The following is a 19,082-nucleotide window of genomic DNA, read 5'->3' on the forward strand; positions in this document are numbered from 1 at the left end:
CGACCTCCGGCCGCGAGACCGACCCCGCCTCCGGCCCCGAGACCGCCCCCGCCTCCGCGACCGGCCCCGGTCCCGAGACCGGCCACCGCAGGTCACGCGACCGGACCCCGAAGCCCCGGCCTCTGAAGCCGGGACCCCCGAAGCCCCGGATCCCGAAGCCACCCGGCACGAAGAGAGAACCGCCGCACCTCATGGTCACCCCCGAGCTGATCTCCCCGCGTTCCCCGCGCGTCGTCGCCGCCCGGCGGCTCGCCAAGCGCAACTTCCGGGGCAAGGACCGCCTCTTCATCGCCGAGGGCCCGCAGGCCGTCCGTGAGGCGGTCGAGCACCGCGGCTCCACCGGAGAGCCCACGCTCGTCGAGCTCTTCACCACCGTCGAGGCCGCCGAGCGCTACAGCGCCATCATCGAGGCCGCCCTCGCCGCCGGGGCCCGCGTCCACCACGCCTCCGACGCCGTCCTCGCCGAGGTCTCCCAGACCGTCACCCCGCAGGGGCTCGTCGGTGTCTGCCGGTTCCTCGACTCGCCGTTCGAGGAGATCGTCGCGGCGCGCCCCAAGCTGGTCGCCGTCCTCGCCCACGTACGCGATCCCGGGAACGCCGGCACGGTGCTGCGCTGCGCCGACGCGGCCGGCGCCGACGCGGTCGTCCTCACCGACGCCTCCGTCGACCTGTACAACCCCAAGTCCGTCCGGGCCTCCGTCGGTTCGCTCTTCCACCTGCCGGTCGCCGTCGGTGTCCCCGTCGAGCAGGCCGTCGCCGGGCTGAAGAGCGCGGGCGTACGGATCCTCGCCGCGGACGGGGCCGGTCAGGACGACCTCGACGCCGAGCTGGACGCCGGCACCATGGGCGGGCCCACCGCCTGGATCTTCGGCAACGAGGCCTGGGGGCTGCCCGAGGAGACCCGGGCCCTCGCCGACGCCGTCGTCCGCGTCCCGATCCACGGCAAGGCCGAGAGCCTCAACCTCGCGACGGCCGCCGCGGTCTGCCTGTACGCCTCCGCTCGCGCACAGCGGCCCCGAACCTCCGCCTGAGGGGTCCATTCCGCCCTCCCCGCCCAGTAGAGTGACGCACTCGGGGGCCCACTGCGCTACACGGAGGGGTGGGGTACGGGGATGACGGTCGGCACGGACAGTCCCGCACAGGCACGGAGCGCCGAGCCGCACGCCCAGGAGCCACCGGGCCGGGCGCCCGCACCGGACGCCCGGGACCGGGCCGACGCCGACGGGTTCGCCGGTGTGCTGCCCGACGACCTGCCCGACGGGCTCGTCGTCGCCGACGAGACCGGCCGGGTCGTCACCTTCAACGCCGCCGCCAGCCGAATCACCGCCGTCCCCGGCGACAAGGCCCTCGGCCTCCCCCTCGACCAGGCGCTGCCGCTCGAAGACCTCAAGGGACGCCGCTGGTGGGCCCTGACCGACCCGTACGGCGGCCTCGCCACCCGCCGCGGCCAGCCCGAGCGCAATCTGCTGCTGCCCGGCGGCCGTGAGGTCCTCGTCTCCGCCCGGTACATCCGCGAGCACCCCACCGGACCGGTCCGCCGGGTCGTGGTCTGTCTGCGCGGCACCGAGGCACGCCGCCGCACCGAGCGCAGCCACGCCGAGCTCATCGCCACGGTCGCCCACGAACTCCGCTCCCCGCTCACCTCCGTCAAGGGCTTCACCGCCACCCTCCTCACCAAGTGGGAGCGGTTCAACGACGAGCAGAAGCGGCTGATGCTGGAGACCGTCGACGCCGACGCGGGCCGCATCAAGCGGCTCATCGCCGAGCTCCTCGACATCTCCCGGATCGACTCCGGCCGGCTCGAGGTACGGCGCCAGCCCGTCGACATCGCCGCCGCCATCGGCCGGCACGTCCAGGTGCACATCACCGGCGGCCAGCCCCCGGACCGGTTCTTCGTCCGGATCATGCCCGGGCTGCCCGCGCTCTGGGCCGACCCCGACAAGATCGACCAGATCCTCGGGAACCTCCTCGAAAATGCGGTGCGCCACGGCGAGGGAACCGTCACCATCGAGGTGGCACCCGCCAGGACGTGCGCCGACGGAGAAGAGGGGACGGAGGTCACCGTGAGCGACGAGGGCCCCGGCATCCCCGAGGAGTCGATGAGCCGCGTCTTCACCCGCTTCTGGCGGGGCAGCAAGCGCGGCGGCACCGGGCTCGGCCTCTACATCGTCAAGGGCGTCGTCGAGGCCCACGGCGGAACCATCACCGTCGGCAGGGGCCCCCGAGGCGGGGCCGAGTTCCGATTTATGCTGCCCGTCGGCACCCCGGCCCATCTCGCCTGACGAGATCCAGCACGAAGTCCGACCGGATCGGACAGGATCGGACGAGATCGAAAGCCGCCCGGGCCGCCCACGGGCTCATTCGCGTCCCCCCACCCCGTTAGACTCGTCCTTTGGCACGTTTGCGCCCTTGACGTCGAGCGGGGCCGCCCAGCCAAGCCAACGGAAGCACGGGAAGAGATGTCCGCACCCAATAAGTCGTACGACCCGGTTGAGGTCGAGGCACTGAAACCGGAAGAGATCGAGCGCATGCGGGACGAGGCGCTCGCCGCCTTCGCCGCCGCGGGCGACCTCGACGCGCTCGCGCACGCGAAGACGGCGCACACCGGTGGCACCTCGCCGCTGGCGCTCGCCAACCGGGAGATCGGTGCCCTGCCCCCGCAGGCCAAGGCCGCCGCCGGAAAGATCGTGGGCCAGGCCCGCGGCATCGTCTCCAAGGCGCTCGCCGCCCGCCAGACGGAGCTGGAGGCCGAGCGCGACGCGCGCGTCCTCGTCGAGGAGGCCGTCGACGTCACCCTGCCGTACGACCGCGTCCCGGCCGGTGCCCGCCACCCGCTGACCACGCTCATGGAGCGCGTCTCCGACGTGTTCGTCTCCATGGGGTACGAGGTCGCCGAGGGCCCCGAGGTCGAGGCGGAGTGGTTCAACTTCGACGCCCTCAACTTCGTACCGGACCACCCGGCGCGCCAGATGCAGGACACCTTCTTCGTCGAGGGGCCGGAAGGCACCACGGGCGACGAGTCCGGTGTCGTGCTGCGCACGCACACCTCGCCGGTCCAGGCCCGCACCCTCATCGACCGGGAGCCCCCGGTCTACGTCGTGTGCCCCGGCCGCGTCTACCGCACCGACGAGCTCGACGCCACGCACACCCCGGTCTTCCACCAGATCGAGCTGCTCGCCGTCGACGAGGGCCTGACCATGGCCGACCTCAAGGGCACCCTGGACCACATGGTCCAGGCGCTCTTCGGCCCGGACATGAAGACCCGGCTGCGCCCGAACTTCTTCCCCTTCACCGAGCCGTCCGCCGAGATGGACATGCTCTGCTACGTCTGCCGCGGCGAGTCCGTCGGCAACCCGGACCGCCCCTGCCGCACCTGCGGCAGCGAGGGCTGGATCGAGCTGGGCGGCTGCGGCATGGTCAACCCGAAGGTGCTCGTCGCCTGCGGTGTGGACCCCGAGAAGTACAGCGGATTCGCCTTCGGGTTCGGCATCGAGCGGATGCTGATGTTCCGCCACAACGTCGACGACATGCGAAACATGGTCGAGGGTGACGTCCGGTTCACCCGGCCGTTCGGGATGGAGATCTGATGCGGGTCCCGCTTTCTTGGCTGCGGGAGTACGTCGACCTGCCGGCGACGGAGACCGGCCGCGACGTCCAGGCCAAGCTCATTTCGGCAGGCCTCGAGGTCGAGACCGTCGAGCAGCTCGGCGCCGGCCTGACCGGCCCGCTGGTGGTCGGCAAGGTCCTCACCATCGAGGAGCTGACGGAGTTCAAGAAGCCCATCCGCTTCTGCACCGTCGACGTCGGCCAGGCCAACGGCACCGGCGAGCCCCAGGAGATCATCTGTGGCGCCCGGAACTTCGCCGCCGGTGACAAGGTCGTCGTGGCCCTGCCCGGCGCCGTGCTCCCCGGTGACTTCCGGATCGCCGAGCGCAAGACGTACGGCCGGGTCTCCCGGGGCATGATCTGCTCCGGCGACGAGCTCGGCATGGGCGACGACGGCACCCACGGCATCATCGTGCTGCCGCCGGAGCTCGAGATCGGCATCGACGCCACGAAGCTCCTGGAGCTGTACGACGAGGTCCTCGACATCGCCGTCACCCCGGACCGCGGCTACTGCCTCTCGATGCGCGGCGTCGCCCGCGAGACCGCCATCGCGTACGGCCTGCCCCTGCGCGACCCGGCGCTGCTCGACGTGCCCGCGCCCAACTCGTACGGCTACCCGGTCCGGGTCACCGACCCGATCGGCTGCGACCGCTTCACCGCGCGCACCGTCGTCGGTCTGCAGCCCGAGGCCCGGTCCCCGATCTGGCTGCGCCGCCGCCTCCAGAAGGCCGGCATGCGTCCGATCTCGCTCGCGGTCGACGTCACGAACTACGTGATGCTCGAACTCGGCCAGCCGCTGCACGCCTACGACCGGAGCCGTCTCGACGGCCCCATCGGGGTGCGTCGCGCCGAGGCCGGCGAGAAGATCACCACGCTCGACGGCACCGTCCGCGTCCTGGACGCGGCGGACCTGGTCATCACCGACGACCGCGGTCCTATCGGCATCGCCGGCGTCATGGGCGGTGCCAACACGGAGATCGCCGACCCCGAGACGGACCCGGAGACCGGGGTCGTCACCGGCACCTCCGAGATCGTCATCGAGGCCGCGCACTTCGACGCGATCTCGATCGCCCGCACCGCGCGCCGCCACAAGCTGGCCTCCGAGGCGTCCAAGCGCTTCGAGCGCGGTGTCGACCCGCAGGCCGCGGCCGCCGCCGCCCAGCGCTGCGTCGACCTGCTCGTGCTGCTCGCGGGCGGCACGGCCGAGGCCGGCGTCACCGAGATCAGCGCCCCGTCCGCGCCGCGCACGATCACCATGCCGGCGAACCACCCGGACAAGGTCGCGGGCGTCGGCTACGGCCGCGAGACCGTCGTCCGCCGCCTCCAGGAGGTCGGCTGCGACGTCTACGGCCAGGACGAGCTCATCGTCACCGTGCCGTCGTGGCGCCCCGACCTCAACGAGCCGAACGACCTCGCCGAAGAGGTCATCCGGCTGGAGGGCTACGAGAACCTGCCCTCCACGCTGCCGAAGCCGCCGGCCGGCCGCGGGCTCACCGAGCGCCAGCGCGTCCACCGCCGAGTGGGCCGCGCCCTGGCCGGCGCCGGCTACGTCGAGGCGCTGAACTACCCGTTCATCGGGGAGCAGGCCCTCGACAACCTCGGCCTCGACGCGGACGACGCCCGCCGTCGGCTCGTGAAGCTGGTCAACCCGCTCTCGGACGAGGAGCCCGCGCTCCGTACGACGCTGCTGCCGGGCCTGCTCGGCGCGCTGCGCCGGAACGACAGCCGCGGCAGCCACGACCTGGCGCTCTTCGAGACCGGCCTGGTCTTCCGGCCGGAGGGACAGCCGGGCGTCGCCGTCCGGCTGCCGGTCGACCGTCGTCCCACCGACGAGGAGATCGCCTCGGTCAACGCCGTGCTGCCCGCGCAGCCGCGCCGCGCCGCCGTCGTCCTCGCCGGTGCGCGCGAGCAGGCCGGCTGGTGGGGCAAGGGCCGTCCGGCCGACTGGGCGGACGCGGTCGAGGCCGGCCGGACCGTGGCCGCCGAGGCGGGCGTCGAGCTGATCATCAGCGCCGACCAGCACGCCCCGTGGCACCCGGGCCGCTGCGCCGCGTTCCACGTCGAGGTGGACGGCGAGAAGGTCCTCGTCGGCCACGCCGGCGAGCTCCACCCGCGCGTGGTCAAGGCCTTCGGCCTGCCGGCCCGCACCTGCGCGATGGAGATCGACCTGGACCGCCTGGAGAAGGCGAACGAGGGCCCGGTGAAGGCCCCTCGGATCTCCTCCTTCCCGGTCGCCACCCAGGACGTCGCCCTGGTCGTCGCGGGCAACGTCCCGGCCGCCGAGGTCGAGGCCGCCCTCACCGAGGGCGCGGGTGAACTCCTGGAGTCCATCCGGCTGTTCGACGTCTACACCGGCGACCAGCTCGGCGAGGGCACCAAGTCCCTGGCGTACGCCCTGAAGTTCCGCGCCCCGGACCGCACCCTCACGGTCGAGGAGGCCACCGCGGCCCGCGACGCGGCGGTCGCCCTGGCGTCCGAACGCACGGGAGCGGTGCTGCGCGGCGCCTGAACGCCGTAGCACTGGACCACGCGGAGGGCCGCCCCGGAATTCCCCGGGGCGGCCCTCCGTCGTTTCCGGAACCCGAAGTGCCGTACGTGAGGACGGTGTCCGTCCGCGCGTTCGCGTGGCGGAGGCCTGGCGGGGGGCGGCGCGCCGGGGGTGCTCACTCCTTCGGGTGAGATCGTCGGGGGGTGTTCCCCGGTGGACCGTACGGTCGGCAGAATCGACGCGGCCGCAGGGGCGGACCTGTGGGCCGCAGGGCCTTCGGGCGCTGTCGGGGCTCGGGAAGGGCCGTGCATGATCCGTACGAGGTCGTTGGTCTCCGATGGCTCCCGGCTCCGCCGGCTGGCCCCGCTCGCTCTTCCCACCGCGTGGGGTGCGGTGGCCGTGGCATGGAAGTTCGGCTGTCCGCTGGCCCGGCAGCCCGGGCTGCCGATGAGGATCGCCACCAGTGTCGTCTTTCTCACCGTCGGCATCGGGCTGGTGCTCGGGCTGCGGCGCGGGTTCGCGCGCGAGCTGGCGCTCGTGCGGGCCGTCGCCGACGCCACCCAGCAGGTGCTGCTGCGCCCGCCGCCCGCCAGGCTCGACGGACTCGCCCTCGCCGCGGGGCAGTTGTCCGCCTCCCGGGGCGCGTCCGTCGGCGGGGATCTGTACGAGGCGGTGGCCACCCCGTACGGCGTGCGGATCGTCATCGGGGACGTACGGGGTCATGGTCTCGCCGCGCTGGGCGCCGTGGTCGCCGTGCTCGGGAGTTTCCGTGAGGCCGCGCACGACGAGGCCGAGCTCGGCGGGGTGCTGCGGCGTCTTGAGCGGGCCCTGGAGCGGCATCTGCGGGAGCGGGCCCGGGACGAGCATCCGGCGCGGACCGGGACGGCGCCCGAACACCCGGCGGCGGAGGAGTTCGTGACCCTGCTGCTCCTGGAGATCCGGTCCGACGGACGGCTCTCCGTGCTCAACTGCGGCCACCCCGGCCCGTACCGCATCGGGCGCGCCGTGGAGCGGCTGCCCGTCGGCGACCCGCTGCCCCCGCTCGGGGTCCTGCCGCTGCCCGCCGCCCTCGCGCCGTACACCGCGGCCGGGCTGCCGCCCGGCGAGACGCTCGTCCTGCACACCGACGGCGCCGAGGAGGCCCGCGACCACCGGGGCCGGTTCTTCGCGCTCGACACCGTGCTGGCCGGGATGGCCGGCGCGGCGCCCGAGACGCTCGTCCGCGAGGTCCACACCGCCCTGCTGCACCACACGGGCGGGCGGCTCACCGACGACGTCGCCCTGCTCGTCGTGCGCAACGACCGTGTCCGGGTGCCGGCGCAGCCCGCCGAACCCGGGCTGCGCCGCCCCCGGCCCGCCCCCTCCTCCCACTGCTGAGCGGAGGGGTCCGGGACCGGCGTCGCCCGCCCCGCCACGGAGTGTCGGGCAGATCAGCGGGGCGGGCGACACGGACCGGGCGGCCGCACTGTTTGAGGGGGGAGCCGGCGGCCCGGTCTTCGCCTTGCGGCGAGAAGCACAGTCAAGCGGCACCAGGACGAGAACGGCAGAGTACGCGGACCGGAAGAACGAGTACTTCATTCACACCCCGTGCGAAATCCCCCGTGGCCGTGGGGGAGAGGTGAGCCGAAGGGATTCTCCGCACTGGTTCGGTCCGTACGAATTCGGCCACCGCTACGCTGAGTTCACCGCGCACGAGCCGAGCGGCCGGAGCGGACCGGAGCGACCGGAGCGGTCATGCAGCCCAACACCTTGCTCGACGCCCTGCTCGACGAAGCGGGCGTCTCGAACGCCGGCCTCGCCGCCCACGTGAACCGGGCCGGCCGGGCCCGGGGACTCACCCTGCGCTACGAACACACCGCCGTGGCCCGCTGGTTGAAGGGCCAGCGGCCGCGCGGCCAGGTGCCCGACCTGATCTGCGAGGTGCTCGCCGCCCGGCTGCACCGGCAGGTGACGCTGGACGACATCGGCTTCGGGGTGCCCGACGGGCCCGTGCTCGCGGTCGGTTCACCGCTCTCCGGCTTCGTGGAGCGCGCGGCCGCCCTGTGGCGGTCCGACGAGCAGCAGCGGCCCCACATAGTCGCCGCGCCCGCCGTGACCGGCACCCCGGCCGTGATGCCCGTCTGGGAGTGGGAGAACCCGCCGGAGGACGTGGACGTCTCGCGGATCGGCCGGACGACGGTCTCCGCCGCCGACATCACCGTGCTGAGCGCCGCCCGGTCCCACTACGAGCAGATGTACCGCAAGGCCGGGGGCATCGCGACCCGCGCCCGGATCGTCGGCTTCCTCACCGCCGAGACGGCGCCGCTGCTGCGGGGCTCGTACAACGACGCCCTCGGCCGGCGGCTGCACCGCGCCACCGGGGGACTCGTGGCGGTGGCCGGCATCTGCGCGTACGACGCCGACGCGCACGGCCTCGCCCAGCGCTACTTCCACCAGGCCCTGCGGCTGGCGAAGGCGAGCGGGGACCGGGGGCTCGGCGCCTATGTGATCGCACTCCTGGTCAACCAGTCGCTGTTCATGGGGGAGTACCGGCAGGCGGTGGCGTTCGCGGAGGCGGCGCTGCGGACGGCCGGGCGGCAGATCACCCCGGCGCTCGCCGCCGATCTGACGGCGATGCAGGCGAAGGCGTACGCGCATCTGGGTGACGGGGCGGCCGCGCTGGCCTGCATCCGGCGGGCCGAGGCGGCGGCCGAGCGGATCCGCCCGGGGGACGAGCCGGCCGAGACGGGCTATGTCCAGCCGGGACTCGTCAACGTCCAGGTCGCCGAGGCCCTGCTCAGTCTGGGTGATCTCACCGCGGCCCATGAGCACGCGTCGATGGCCGTCGGGGTGCCCTCGCACGACCGGGGCCGGGTGCACCGGCTCGCCATGCTGTGTCAGATCGAGCTGCGCCAGGGGGAATCCGACGGGGCGGCGCGGACGGCCGTGGAGATGACCGAGCGGGCGCGGGGGATGGAGTCGCGGCGGCTGCGTGACCGGCTGCGGCAGGTGCGGGAGCACCTCCTGGCCAGCGGCGGAGGCGACGCCCGGGAGGCGGCGGCGCTCATTGACGGGGCGCTGCGCGTTCCCCTGTGAGCCGCGAACTGCTGCGATATTGCCACCAAACAAGCACCGACCAGTCGGAAGGTGGCAAGAACGTGCAGTGGACGAAACTGAGCGAACGCTCTGTCTATGTGAATCGCTGGTTCCAGGTGAACCTCGCGGACGTCGAACTCCCGGACGGCCGCCACCTCGACCACTATCTGATCCGGCTCCGCCCGGTCGCCGTCGCGACGGCCGTCAACGAGGCCGACGAAGTCCTGATGCTCTGGCGCCATCGCTTCATCACCGACAGCTGGGGCTGGGAACTGGCCGCCGGAGTCGTCGAGGACGGCGAGGCGATCGAAGCCGCCGCCGCGCGCGAGATGGAGGAGGAGACCGGCTGGCGGCCGGGGCCGCTGCGCCATCTCCTCACCGTCGAGCCGTCCAACGGCCTCACCGACGCCCGCCACCACCTCTACTGGGCGGAGACGGCCACCTACACCGGACCGCCCGCGGACGCCTTCGAGTCCTCACGGCGGGCCTGGGTGCCGCTGAAACAGGTCCCCGACATGATCGCCCGGGGAGAGATCCCGGCCGCGAACATGGCCGCGGGGCTGCTGATGCTCCACCATCTGCGGCTGGGCTGAGGCACCCGCCCGGGCCGACGCGGCCGGCCGAGACGCGGGTGAGCAGCCGGATGGCCCGTACCTGTGCGTGTGTACGGGCCGTCCGGTGTCCTGGGGGGATCAGGCGTAGGGGTAGAAACCCGAGCCCGTCTTCCGGCCGAGCCGGCCCGCGTCCACCATGCGCTGGAGCAGCGGGGGAGCGGCGTACAGCGGCTCCTTGAACTCGGCGTACATCGAGTCGGCGATCGACGCGATCGTGTCGAGACCGATCAGGTCCGAGAGCTTCAGCGGGCCCATCGGGTGGGCACAGCCGAACTCCATGCCGTTGTCGATGTCGTCGCGGCTCGCGATGCCCGACTCGAACATCCGGATCGCGGAGAGCAGGTACGGCACGAGCAGCGCGTTGACCACGAAGCCGGAGCGGTCCTGGGCGCGGATCGCGTGCTTGCCGAGGGTCTTCTCCGCGAAGGCCTGGGCCCGGCTGATCGTGCCCTCGGAGGTGGTGAGGGCGGGGATCAGCTCGACGAGCTTCTGCACCGGGGCCGGGTTGAAGAAGTGGATGCCGATGACCTGGTCGGGGCGGGAGGTCGCCACCGCCAGCTTCACCAGCGGGATCGAGGAGGTGTTCGAGGCCAGGATGGCGTCCGGCCGGGTCATCACCTGGTCGAGGACCTGGAAGATCTCGGTCTTGACCTGCTCGTTCTCCACGACCGCCTCGATGACGAGGTCGCGGTCGGCGAACTCGCCCAGGTCGGTGGTGAAGCTGAGGCGGGCGAGCGTCGCGTCCCGCTCCTCCTCGCTGATCTTGCCGCGTTCGGCGGCCTTCGCCAGCGAGTTGTAGAGCCGTGTGCGGCCGATCTCCAGCGCCTCGCCGGTGGTCTCGGCGACCTTCACCTCAAGGCCGCTCCGGGCACACACCTCTGCGATGCCCGCGCCCATCTGGCCGCAGCCCACCACTCCGACGCGCTCAATGTCGGCCATGGAGTCCGTCACCTCGTGCCTTTCGCTCTTCTCTGGCGGCGGGGCCCGTGTGATTCCGGTGCGTCCGCCTCGACCCCACGACGTTACCGCTCATTAACCGATGATCGATCGTCCGGGGCGGGCATGCTGTCCGGGTGGGTGTGACGTATCCGACACAGGAGGGGTACAAGTGCGGCCTATCGGCAGAAGAGGCTTCGTGGCGGGGGCGGCTGCCGGGGCGGCGCTGGCCGTGACGGGCGCCGGAGCGGCGGCGGGCACGGACGCGGGAACGGGCGAGGAATCCGGGGCGGGCACGGGCGCGGACGCGGGAACGGCCGCCGGCGCCGCACCGGAGGGGCCCGGGAGCCCGACCGCCCGGTCCGGCTTCCGCGGTGTGTGGATCGCCACGGTCTTCAACCGCGACTGGCCCTCCCGTACCGGCCTGACCGCCGAGGCGCAGCGCGCCGAGCTCCTCGCCCACCTGGACACCGCCGTCGAGCGCCGGCTCAACGCGGTGGTCCTCCAGGTCAGGCCGACCGCCGACGCGCTCTGGCCCTCGCCGTACGAACCGTGGACGGAGTTCCTCACCGGGACGCAGGGCCGCGACCCCGGCTGGGACCCGCTGGGCACGGCCGTCGAAGAGGCCCATGCGCGGGGGCTCGAACTGCACGCCTGGTTCAACCCGTACCGCGTGGCGAATCACCCGGACCCGGCCCGGCTCGTCGCCGACCACCCGGCCCGGCTCCACCCCGAGTGGGTGCTGCCGTACGGCGGGAAGCTCTACTACGACCCCGGGCTGCCGGAGGTCCGGCGGTTCACCCAGGACGCGATGCTGGACGCGCTGCGGCGCTACGACATCGACGCCGTGCACTGGGACGACTACTTCTATCCGTACCCGGTGGCCGGGGAGGCCTTCGCCGACGACGAGACGTACGCGCGGTACGGCGCGGACTTCCCCGACAAGGCGTCCTGGCGCCGGAACAACACCGATCTGCTGGTCTCGGAGATGTCGGTCCGGATCAAGGCCGCCAAGCCGCACGTGGCCTTCGGCGTCAGCCCCTTCGGGGTCTGGCGGAACATCGCGGAGGACCCGGAGGGCTCGGACACCCGGGCCGGCGTCGCCACCTACGACGACCTGTACGCCGACACCCGGAAGTGGATCCGGGAGGGCTGGATCGACTACGTCGTCCCGCAGCTGTACTGGCACATCGGCCTGCCCGCCGCCGACTACGCCACGCTGCTGCCCTGGTGGGACGCGGTGGTACGGGGCACCGGCGTCGCCCTCTACATCGGTGAGGCGCTCTACAAGGCGGGCGACCCCGCCCAGCCCGCCGCCTGGCAGGACCCGCGGGAGCTGTCACGGCACCTGGACCTCGCCGCCGCCCATCCGGCGGTCGGCGGCCACTGCTTCTTCTCCGCCCTGGAGGTCGCGAAGGACCCGATCGGGGCGATGGCCACCGTGGTGGCGGATCACTACCCGACCAGGGTCCGGGCACCGGGACGGGGCTGACGCGGAGAGGGGGTCAGCTCGCGCCCGCCTCGGGGTGATGGCGTACGACGGTGTCGGGGCCCGGGGACATCAGGGCCTCGTGACCGTCGTCGTCGAACTTGACGCGGTACGGGGGCGTGCCGTTCTCCCCCAGTACCTGAAGGATCTCGGCCGTACGGTCGTGGTGACCGACGGTCCGGCCGTGCATCAACAGTTTGTCGCCCACGTTCGCCTGCATCGGGGGGACCTCCTCGCGACCGGGCTGGTGCTGTTCGGGGCCTCTGTCTGCCATTGTGTCCCGGATCGCCCCGATCCGTCGCGTCAGCTCTTCGCCCGCTGGGTCACCGCGATGCAGACGAGCACCGCCACCGCCGCGAGCGGGGCGGCGAGCGGCAGGGTCTCGCCGAGCAGCACGACCGACCAGACCAGGGTGAGGAGCGGCTGCGCGAGCTGGAGCTGGCTCGCCTTGGGGATGCCGATCGAGGCCATGCCCCGGTACCAGACGTACAGGCCGAAGAAGGTGGAACCGGCCGCGACCCAGACCAGGCCGATGACGCCGTGGGCGTTCAGGTGGACCGGCTCCAGGGACAGGGCCACGGCCGAGCCGACCGCCATCAGCGGCAGGCAGAGGATCAGGGCCCAGCCGACGACGTGCCAGCCCGGCATGAGCCGCGCGAGCCGGCCGCCCTCGGTGTAGCCGGCCGCGCACACGAGGAGCGCGCCGAACAGGTACAGGTCGCCCTTCGACACCGCCCCGCCGCTCTGCTGGACCGTGAAGGCGAGCACGACGACCGCGCCCGACACGGCCGCGCACCAGAAGGTGCGGGACGGCCGGCGCTTGGTCCGCAGCGCGGCGAAGGCCGCCGTGGTGAGCGGCAGCAGGCCGACGACGACGGCGGCGTGCGAGGTGGTGGAGGTCTGCAGGGCCAGGGTCGTCAGGAGCGGGAAGCCGATGACGACGCCGCCGGCGACCACGGCGAGACCCGCCCAATGGCGCCGCTCCGGCGGCGGCACCCGGCCGACGAGGAGGAACGCGCCCGCGACGAGGGCGGCGAGCGTGGATCGCACGGCCACGAGCGACCAGGGGCCGAAGCTCTCCAGGCCCCAGACGGTCGACGGGAACGTGAGCGAGAAGGAGAGCACGCCGAGGGCGGCGAGCAGGGTGCCGCGGGGGAGCGGGTCGGTGCGGCTCCCGCTCGTGTCGGCGGCGGCGCCGCGGGCGGGGGCCGCCGCATCGCCGCCGGTGCTTCGCGCGCCGGCGGTGGTCTCCGTGCCGACGGTACGGGCAGTGCCGCTGATGCGGACGTCGCCGCTGGTGCGGACGGTGTCGCCGGGGCGGTCCGACGTGGTGACCGCTATCGTCGTGGCGGTAGTAGCGCTATCCTGTGCTCTCATGAGTGAGCGTAGCAGTGTCGCGGAACTAGCGCATTCCTTGAGAGCGGAGCTGAACCGCTACTCACCTGGTGGAAAGCTGCCGTCGAGCCGTGTCCTCGTGGAGCGCTATCGGGTCTCCCCGGTGACCGTCACCCGGGCCCTCGCACAGCTCGCCGCCGAGGGGCTCGTCGTCACCCGCCCCGGCGCCGGTGCCTTCCGCGCCGAGCCCCGCACCGCCACCCCCGACGCCGGCGACACCTCGTGGCAGGAGGTCGCCCTCAGCGCCGACACGGCAACCGAGCTCGTCCCCCGGGCCGTCGACGCCTCCGGTGTCCTCGTCACCCTGGCCGCCCCGCCGCCCGGCGTGGTCGAGTTCAACGGCGGCTACCTCCACCCCTCCCTGCAGCCGGAGCGGGCCCTCGCCGCCGCCCTCGCCCGCGCCGGACGCCGTCCGGGCGCCTGGGGCAGGCCGCCCACCGACGGCCTGCCCGAGCTGCGCGAGTGGTTCGCCCGCGAGATCGGCGGCAGCGTCACCGCCGCCGACCTCCTCATCACCGCCGGCGGCCAGTCCGCCATCACCACCGCCCTGCGCGCCCTCGCCCCGCCCGGCACACCCGTCCTCGTCGAGTCGCCGACCTACCCGGGCATGCTCGCCGTCGCCCGCGCGGCCGGACTGCGCCCCGTCCCCGTGCCCGTCGACGCCGAGGGGGTCCGCCCCGAGCTCCTCGAAGCCGCCTTCCGCGCCACCGGCGCCCGTGTCTTCGTCTGCCAGCCGCTCTTCCAGAACCCCACCGGGGCGGTGCTCGGCCCCGAGCGGCGCCATGAGGTGCTCCGTATCGCCCGCGCCGCCGGAGCCTTCGTCGTCGAGGACGACTTCGCCCGCCGGCTCGTCCACGAGGGCGCGCCGCCGCTCCCCGCGCCGCTCGCCGCCGAGGACCCCGACGGTGTCGTCGTCCACGTCTGCTCCCTCACCAAGGCCACCTCGCCGAGCCTGCGGGTCGGCGCCCTCGCCGCGCGCGGCCCCGTCCTGGAACGCCTCCGCGCCATCCAGGTCGTCGACAGCTTCTTCGTCCCCCGGCCGCTCCAGGAGGCCGCGCTCGAACTCGTCGGCTCGCCGGCCTGGCACCGCCATCTGCGGGCCGTCGCCCAGGAGCTCAAGGGCCGGCGGGACCTGCTGAGCGGCGCTCTCGCCCAGCAGCTGCCCGCGTTCGCCCTGCCGCGCATCCCGTACGGCGGCTACCACCTCTGGCTCCGGCTCCCCGACAGCGTCCCGGAGGCGGCCCTGGTCGCCGCCGCCCTGCGGGCCGGTGTCGCGGCGGCCCCGGGCCGCCCGTACTTCTGCGCCGAACCCCCCGCCGGTCACATCCGGCTGAGTTTCGCGGGTGTCGCGGGCCCCACGGAGATCGCGGAGGGGGTGCGCCGGCTGCGGACGGCGGTCGACGAGCTCACCCCCTGAGCGTCGGCGGCGGGCCGCGCGGGGGAGCCGGCGGACTCCGAGCGCGGCGCGGGCTCCCTCCGGTCCGGGCAAATTCACCTGACAAGCCCCCGTGTCACTGGAACGCTTCGGGCATGAGCGACAGTGCCACCACGGACACCCCCGTCATGCACGGGGCGTACGAGATCTCAGCCGACCCCGCGCGGATCGACGCCGCCCGGGTGCACCACTGGCTGTCCACGGACTCCTACTGGGCCCACGGCCGACCTCGGGAGAAGCAGGACCGCGCCATCGCGGGCTCGCTCAACCTCGGTGCCTACGACCGGGAGACCGGCGAGATGGCCGCCTACGCGCGCGTCGTCACCGACTACGCCACCTTCGCCTGGCTCTGCGACGTCTACGTCGACCGCCCGGCCCGCGGCACCGGCCTCGGCACGGCGCTCGTCACCGCCGTCCGCGACCACCTCGCGCCGTACGGACTGCGCCGCGTCCTGCTCGCCACGGCCGACGCGCACGGTGTGTACGAGAAGGTCGGTTTCACGCCACTACAGAATCCGGACAAGTGGATGGCTCTCGGGCAGCAGTGAACCCGGGCCCCTCCGGCCCCGGGGAATGACCCCTTGACCTGCGGAGCCTTCGGCCTCACGATCGCGCCCATGGGTCTTCGGGTGACGCTCGTCACGGCGGCACGCAGCTCCTCCCTGCTCGCCGAACGCTTCGACGACGACCGGCCACTGGACGAGGCCGGCTGGTACGAGGTGCAGCAGGCCGCGCCCGCGCTCGTCCCGCTCGGCGCGGCCGAACTGCGCTACTGCTCGCCGACCCCGCGCAGCCGCGCCACCGGCACCGCCCTCGGCTACGCCCCCCTCGCCCAGCCCGCGCTCCGCGACTGCGACATGGGCCGCTGGCGCGGCCTGACCCTCGCCGAGGTGGCCGCCGTCGAACCGGCCGCCGTCGACGCCTGGCTCACCGACGCCCGCACCGCCCCGCACGGCGGCGAACCCCTCCTCGCCTTCATCACCCGGATAGGGAACTGGCTCGACACCCGCCCCGCCGAGGACGGCGAGATCGTCGCCGTCGCCGAACCCTCCGTCGTACGGGCCGCCCTCGTGTACGCCTTGAAGGCGCCGCCCGCCACGTACTGGAACGTCGACGTCCGCCCGCTCTCCACCGTCACCCTCACCGGCCGCCCCGGCCTCTGGCACCTCCAGCTCGACGCGGCCCTGCGCTGAGCGGCCCCGGCCCGCGCCGGCGGGCCGGGCCCCGTGCCGAACGGCGTCGCCCGGCACGGCACGGGCTCCCCGAACCCACCGATGCGCACGTGGCGGGGGGAGGGACCGCCCGCGACCGGCTAGCCTGAGAGCACGATGAACCGTTTGACCACGTCATGGGGCGCCTTCACGCTGACCCGCCATCCCGAGGACCCGCGCGATCAGCTGCGCGCCTGGGACGCGTCCGACGAGTACCTCCTGGGCCGGCTGGCCGAGGACGGCACCGACCTGTCCGGCACCGTCGCCGTTCTCGGCGACCGCTGGGGAGCCCTCGTCACCGCACTCCAGGCCGCCGGTCCCGGGGAGCTCGTCCAGATCTCCGACTCGTACCTCGGCCGGGAGGCCACGCGGGCCAACCTCGCGCGCGCCGGTGCCGCCCCGGACGCCGTCCGGCTGCTCACCACCCAGGACCCGCCGCCCGAGCGGATCGACGTCCTCCTCGTCCGCGTCCCCAAGAGCCTCGCACTCCTGGAGGACCAGCTGCACCGGCTCGCACCCGCCGTGCACGAGGGCACCGTGGTCCTCGGCACCGGCATGGTCAAGGAGATCCACACCTCCACCCTGCGGCTCTTCGAGCGGATCCTCGGGCCCACCCGTACCTCGCTCGCGGTGAAGAAGGCGCGGCTGATCCACACCACGCCCGACCCGGCCGTCACCCCGCGCCCGAACCCCTGGCCGCACCGGTACGACCTGCCGGCCGACACCCCCGCGCCCGGGCTGCCCGGTCTGACCGTGACCAACCACGCCGGGGTCTTCTGCGCCGACCGCCTCGACATCGGCACCCGCTTCCTCCTCGCGAACCTGCCCGGCGGCATCGGCCGGGTCCGCGTCGCCGACCTCGGCTGCGGCAACGGCGTGGTCGGCCTCGCCATCGCGCTGCACGAGCCCGACGCGGAACTGATCTTCACCGACGAGTCGTACCAGGCGGTCGCCTCGGCCGAGGAGAACTTCCGCACGCACGTGGGCGACGGGCGCAAGGCCGAGTTCCTCGTCGGCGACGGGCTCGCCGACGTGCCCGACGGCTCGGTGGACCTCGTCCTCAACAACCCGCCGTTCCACAGCCACCAGGCCACCACCGACCGCACGGCCCGCCGGATGTTCACCGACGCGCGGCGCGCGCTGCGGCCGGGCGGCGAACTGTGGGTCATCGGCAACCGTCACCTCGGCTACCACGTCACCCTCCGCCGGATCTTCGGCAACAGCGAACTGGTCGCGAGCGACGCCAAGTTCGTGGTCCTGCGCGCGGTGCGGCAGGCCTAGTCGGGCCACCGGCCGGACGGACGGGGCGCGGCCTTCCGGCCGCGCCCCGTCGTCATGCGCCCCAGGTGCGGGAGCACAGGACGAGCTGATAGCCGTCCGGGTCCTCGACGGTCACGCCGTACTCGTCCCAGTACGGGTTGTGCGCGGCCACCCGCGTGCCGCCGGCGGCGAGCAGCCGCTCCACCTGCGCCTCCTCGACGGGCGCCCCGAGATAGACCACGAACAGGTCCTCGACGGTCGGGGTCGGCTCCACAGGGTGCTCGGGGTCACGGGTCAGCTCGAAGTGCCAACCGCCGCCCGTGGGACCGACCATGAGCAGGTCGTGCTTGCCGGACACCCGCTCGGTGGTCCGCCACTGCACTTCGAGGCCGAGCCCGTCGACGTAGAACCGCTCGGCGGCGGCCAGATCCCGCGAGGGGCGGGCGACCCGTACGTGGGTCCGCGCATCGATGATCATGTCGTCAGGCTAGGCGACCTGGGTGACGCCTCATCGAAAGAACCCCCCGGGACCAGCGCCCGACCGCGCGGACCCGGCCCCGTCACTCGTCACCCGTCGGAGAAGACCAGGTCCAGGGCGCGTACCCGGTCCTCCCCCGTGGTCACGGACACGGTGACGATCCGGTCCCTGCGGAGGGTGAACGCCACGGCGGAGACGGGCCGCCCGTCGACGAAGGCGACCGCCCCGACGGCCCCGCCGACCAGCGCGGGCCGGGCCACGTCCGCGAACCGCGCGAACGCGGCCGCGCCCTCGGCGACGGCGGGCGCGCCGTGCACCGGGCCGCGCTCCGAGTGGGCGACCACGTCGGGGTCGAGGACGGCCGCGAGCGTACGGGCGTCACGCGCGCGTGCGGCGGCCAGGAACAGGTCCACCACCGCTCGCTGCCGCCCGACGCCTCCCTCGGTACGGGCCGACCCGTGGCCCCTGACCCGCTCCCGGGCCCGCCGGGCCAGCCGTGCCACCTCCTCGGGGGAGTCGCCGGTGATGCGGGCCGTCTCGGACGACGGCAGCCCGAACACGTCGTGCAGCACATAGGCGAGCCGCTCCTCGGCCCCCAGGGAATCCAGTACGAGGAACAGCGCGAGCCACACGAACTCGCGCCCGGCCCCGACTCCGCCCTCGCCTCCGGCCGCGCCCCCGCGCCCGGGTCCTTCGCCCGCCCGCCGCCTCTGGCGCCCCCGGACACACTCCTGCGTGACCAAGGCCGCCAGCCAGGCCCGTACCGACGGACCGTCGTCCCGCCCCAGCCCCGCCCGCACCGCCGCGAGCGCCTCCTCGGCCTCGGCCTCCGAAGCCGTCATCCGCAGGGCCACACGCCGCAGTTGCTCCTCGTGGGCGTCGAAACGCCCGGCCAGGGCGGCCGGAAAGGTGTCGTCGTGCATGGCGCCTCACTCCTCGTCGGTTCCGTCACCGCGTTGACGCGAGGCCCCGCCACGATGTGACAGCACCGGCCGGGCCCCGGCCCGGGGCGTGCGACGGAAGGCCGGCTCGACGCGGGGGACGTCGAGCCGGCCTTCCTGGGGTGTCGAGCGCGTGGCGCTCGACGGGGGTGGG

At 73.7% G+C, this 19,082-nt stretch carries 17 protein-coding genes; 12 read left to right on the forward strand and 5 right to left on the reverse strand.

Annotation, left to right across the window (positions count from 1 at the left end):
• Positions 1–191 precede the first annotated feature (191 nt).
• The 7 genes from ACIP8Z_RS27350 (at position 192) to ACIP8Z_RS27380 (ending at position 9,762) form a co-directional block, all read left to right on the forward strand.
• Positions 192–1,031: an RNA methyltransferase gene (locus ACIP8Z_RS27350; protein WP_030316091.1), complete on the forward strand. Its 840-nt coding sequence runs from the start codon at positions 192–194 to the stop codon at positions 1,029–1,031.
• A gap of 81 nt (positions 1,032–1,112) precedes the next feature.
• Complete coding sequence (locus ACIP8Z_RS27355; protein ID WP_402087911.1) at positions 1,113–2,282, forward strand: ATP-binding protein; 1,170 nt, start codon at positions 1,113–1,115, stop codon at positions 2,280–2,282.
• A 177-nt stretch (positions 2,283–2,459) separates the two neighbouring features.
• Positions 2,460–3,587: a phenylalanine--tRNA ligase subunit alpha gene (gene pheS / locus ACIP8Z_RS27360; RefSeq protein WP_189832412.1), complete on the forward strand. Its 1,128-nt coding sequence runs from the start codon at positions 2,460–2,462 to the stop codon at positions 3,585–3,587.
• On the forward strand, positions 3,587–6,115 hold the full coding sequence (gene pheT / locus ACIP8Z_RS27365; RefSeq protein ID WP_402087914.1) for a phenylalanine--tRNA ligase subunit beta: 2,529 nt from the start codon (positions 3,587–3,589) through the stop codon (positions 6,113–6,115). The genes pheS and pheT overlap by 1 nt, the downstream gene beginning before the upstream one ends.
• Before the next feature lie 288 nt (positions 6,116–6,403).
• Complete coding sequence (locus tag ACIP8Z_RS27370) at positions 6,404–7,471, forward strand: PP2C family protein-serine/threonine phosphatase (protein WP_402087917.1); 1,068 nt, start codon at positions 6,404–6,406, stop codon at positions 7,469–7,471.
• Positions 7,472–7,828: 357 nt separating this feature from the next.
• Positions 7,829–9,169 carry a transcriptional regulator gene (locus tag ACIP8Z_RS27375; RefSeq protein ID WP_402087920.1) on the forward strand — a complete coding sequence of 447 codons (1,341 nt, stop codon included), beginning with the start codon at positions 7,829–7,831 and terminating at the stop codon, positions 9,167–9,169.
• 62 nt (positions 9,170–9,231) lie between these two features.
• The gene (locus tag ACIP8Z_RS27380; protein WP_402087922.1) at positions 9,232–9,762 is read left to right on the forward strand and encodes an NUDIX domain-containing protein; all 531 of its coding nucleotides are present in this window, start codon (positions 9,232–9,234) and stop codon (positions 9,760–9,762) included.
• Positions 9,763–9,861: 99 nt separating this feature from the next.
• On the opposite strand, the gene ACIP8Z_RS27385 is transcribed toward ACIP8Z_RS27380, so the two are convergent.
• Positions 9,862–10,722, reverse strand: coding sequence for a 3-hydroxybutyryl-CoA dehydrogenase (locus ACIP8Z_RS27385; RefSeq protein ID WP_073915461.1), 861 nt, complete (start codon positions 10,720–10,722; stop codon positions 9,862–9,864).
• Positions 10,723–10,918: 196 nt separating this feature from the next.
• Between ACIP8Z_RS27385 and ACIP8Z_RS27390 the strand changes: the two genes are divergently transcribed.
• On the forward strand, positions 10,919–12,211 hold the full coding sequence (locus ACIP8Z_RS27390; protein ID WP_402087925.1) for a glycoside hydrolase family 10 protein: 1,293 nt from the start codon (positions 10,919–10,921) through the stop codon (positions 12,209–12,211).
• Positions 12,212–12,224: 13 nt separating this feature from the next.
• Here ACIP8Z_RS27390 and ACIP8Z_RS27395 read toward each other — a convergent pair whose 3' ends face one another.
• Complete coding sequence (locus ACIP8Z_RS27395) at positions 12,225–12,428, reverse strand: DUF1918 domain-containing protein (protein ID WP_383870642.1); 204 nt, start codon at positions 12,426–12,428, stop codon at positions 12,225–12,227.
• Between the two features lie 83 nt (positions 12,429–12,511).
• Entirely contained in the window at positions 12,512–13,585 is a 1,074-nt protein-coding gene (locus tag ACIP8Z_RS27400) for a DMT family transporter (protein WP_402087928.1), read from the reverse strand.
• On the opposite strand from ACIP8Z_RS27400, the gene ACIP8Z_RS27405 reads away from it, so the two are divergent.
• The 4 genes from ACIP8Z_RS27405 (at position 13,584) to ACIP8Z_RS27420 (ending at position 17,530) form a co-directional block, all read left to right on the forward strand.
• Positions 13,584–15,020, forward strand: coding sequence for a PLP-dependent aminotransferase family protein (locus ACIP8Z_RS27405; RefSeq protein WP_402087931.1), 1,437 nt, complete (start codon positions 13,584–13,586; stop codon positions 15,018–15,020). The two genes, ACIP8Z_RS27400 and ACIP8Z_RS27405, sit on opposite strands and share 2 nt — an antisense overlap.
• 113 nt (positions 15,021–15,133) lie before the next feature.
• Positions 15,134–15,586 (forward strand): GNAT family N-acetyltransferase, encoded by a 453-nt coding sequence (locus ACIP8Z_RS27410; protein WP_402087934.1) that lies wholly within the window; start codon positions 15,134–15,136, stop codon positions 15,584–15,586.
• 69 nt (positions 15,587–15,655) lie between these two features.
• Positions 15,656–16,231, forward strand: a complete 576-nt coding sequence (locus ACIP8Z_RS27415) for a histidine phosphatase family protein (RefSeq protein WP_402087936.1) — start codon at positions 15,656–15,658, stop codon at positions 16,229–16,231.
• A gap of 135 nt (positions 16,232–16,366) precedes the next feature.
• Positions 16,367–17,530, forward strand: a complete 1,164-nt coding sequence (locus ACIP8Z_RS27420; protein ID WP_402087939.1) for a methyltransferase — start codon at positions 16,367–16,369, stop codon at positions 17,528–17,530.
• A 52-nt stretch (positions 17,531–17,582) separates the two neighbouring features.
• On the opposite strand, the gene ACIP8Z_RS27425 is transcribed toward ACIP8Z_RS27420, so the two are convergent.
• Together ACIP8Z_RS27425 and ACIP8Z_RS27430 are read right to left on the reverse strand one after the other, a co-directional pair.
• Entirely contained in the window at positions 17,583–17,987 is a 405-nt protein-coding gene (locus tag ACIP8Z_RS27425; protein WP_402087942.1) for a VOC family protein, read from the reverse strand.
• Between the two features lie 89 nt (positions 17,988–18,076).
• Positions 18,077–18,910, reverse strand: coding sequence for a sigma factor-like helix-turn-helix DNA-binding protein (locus ACIP8Z_RS27430; protein ID WP_402087945.1), 834 nt, complete (start codon positions 18,908–18,910; stop codon positions 18,077–18,079).
• Positions 18,911–19,082: the final 172 nt, after the last annotated feature.

This window comes from Streptomyces sp. NPDC088553 (assembly GCF_044752965.1).
Classification (GTDB): domain Bacteria; phylum Actinomycetota; class Actinomycetes; order Streptomycetales; family Streptomycetaceae; genus Streptomyces.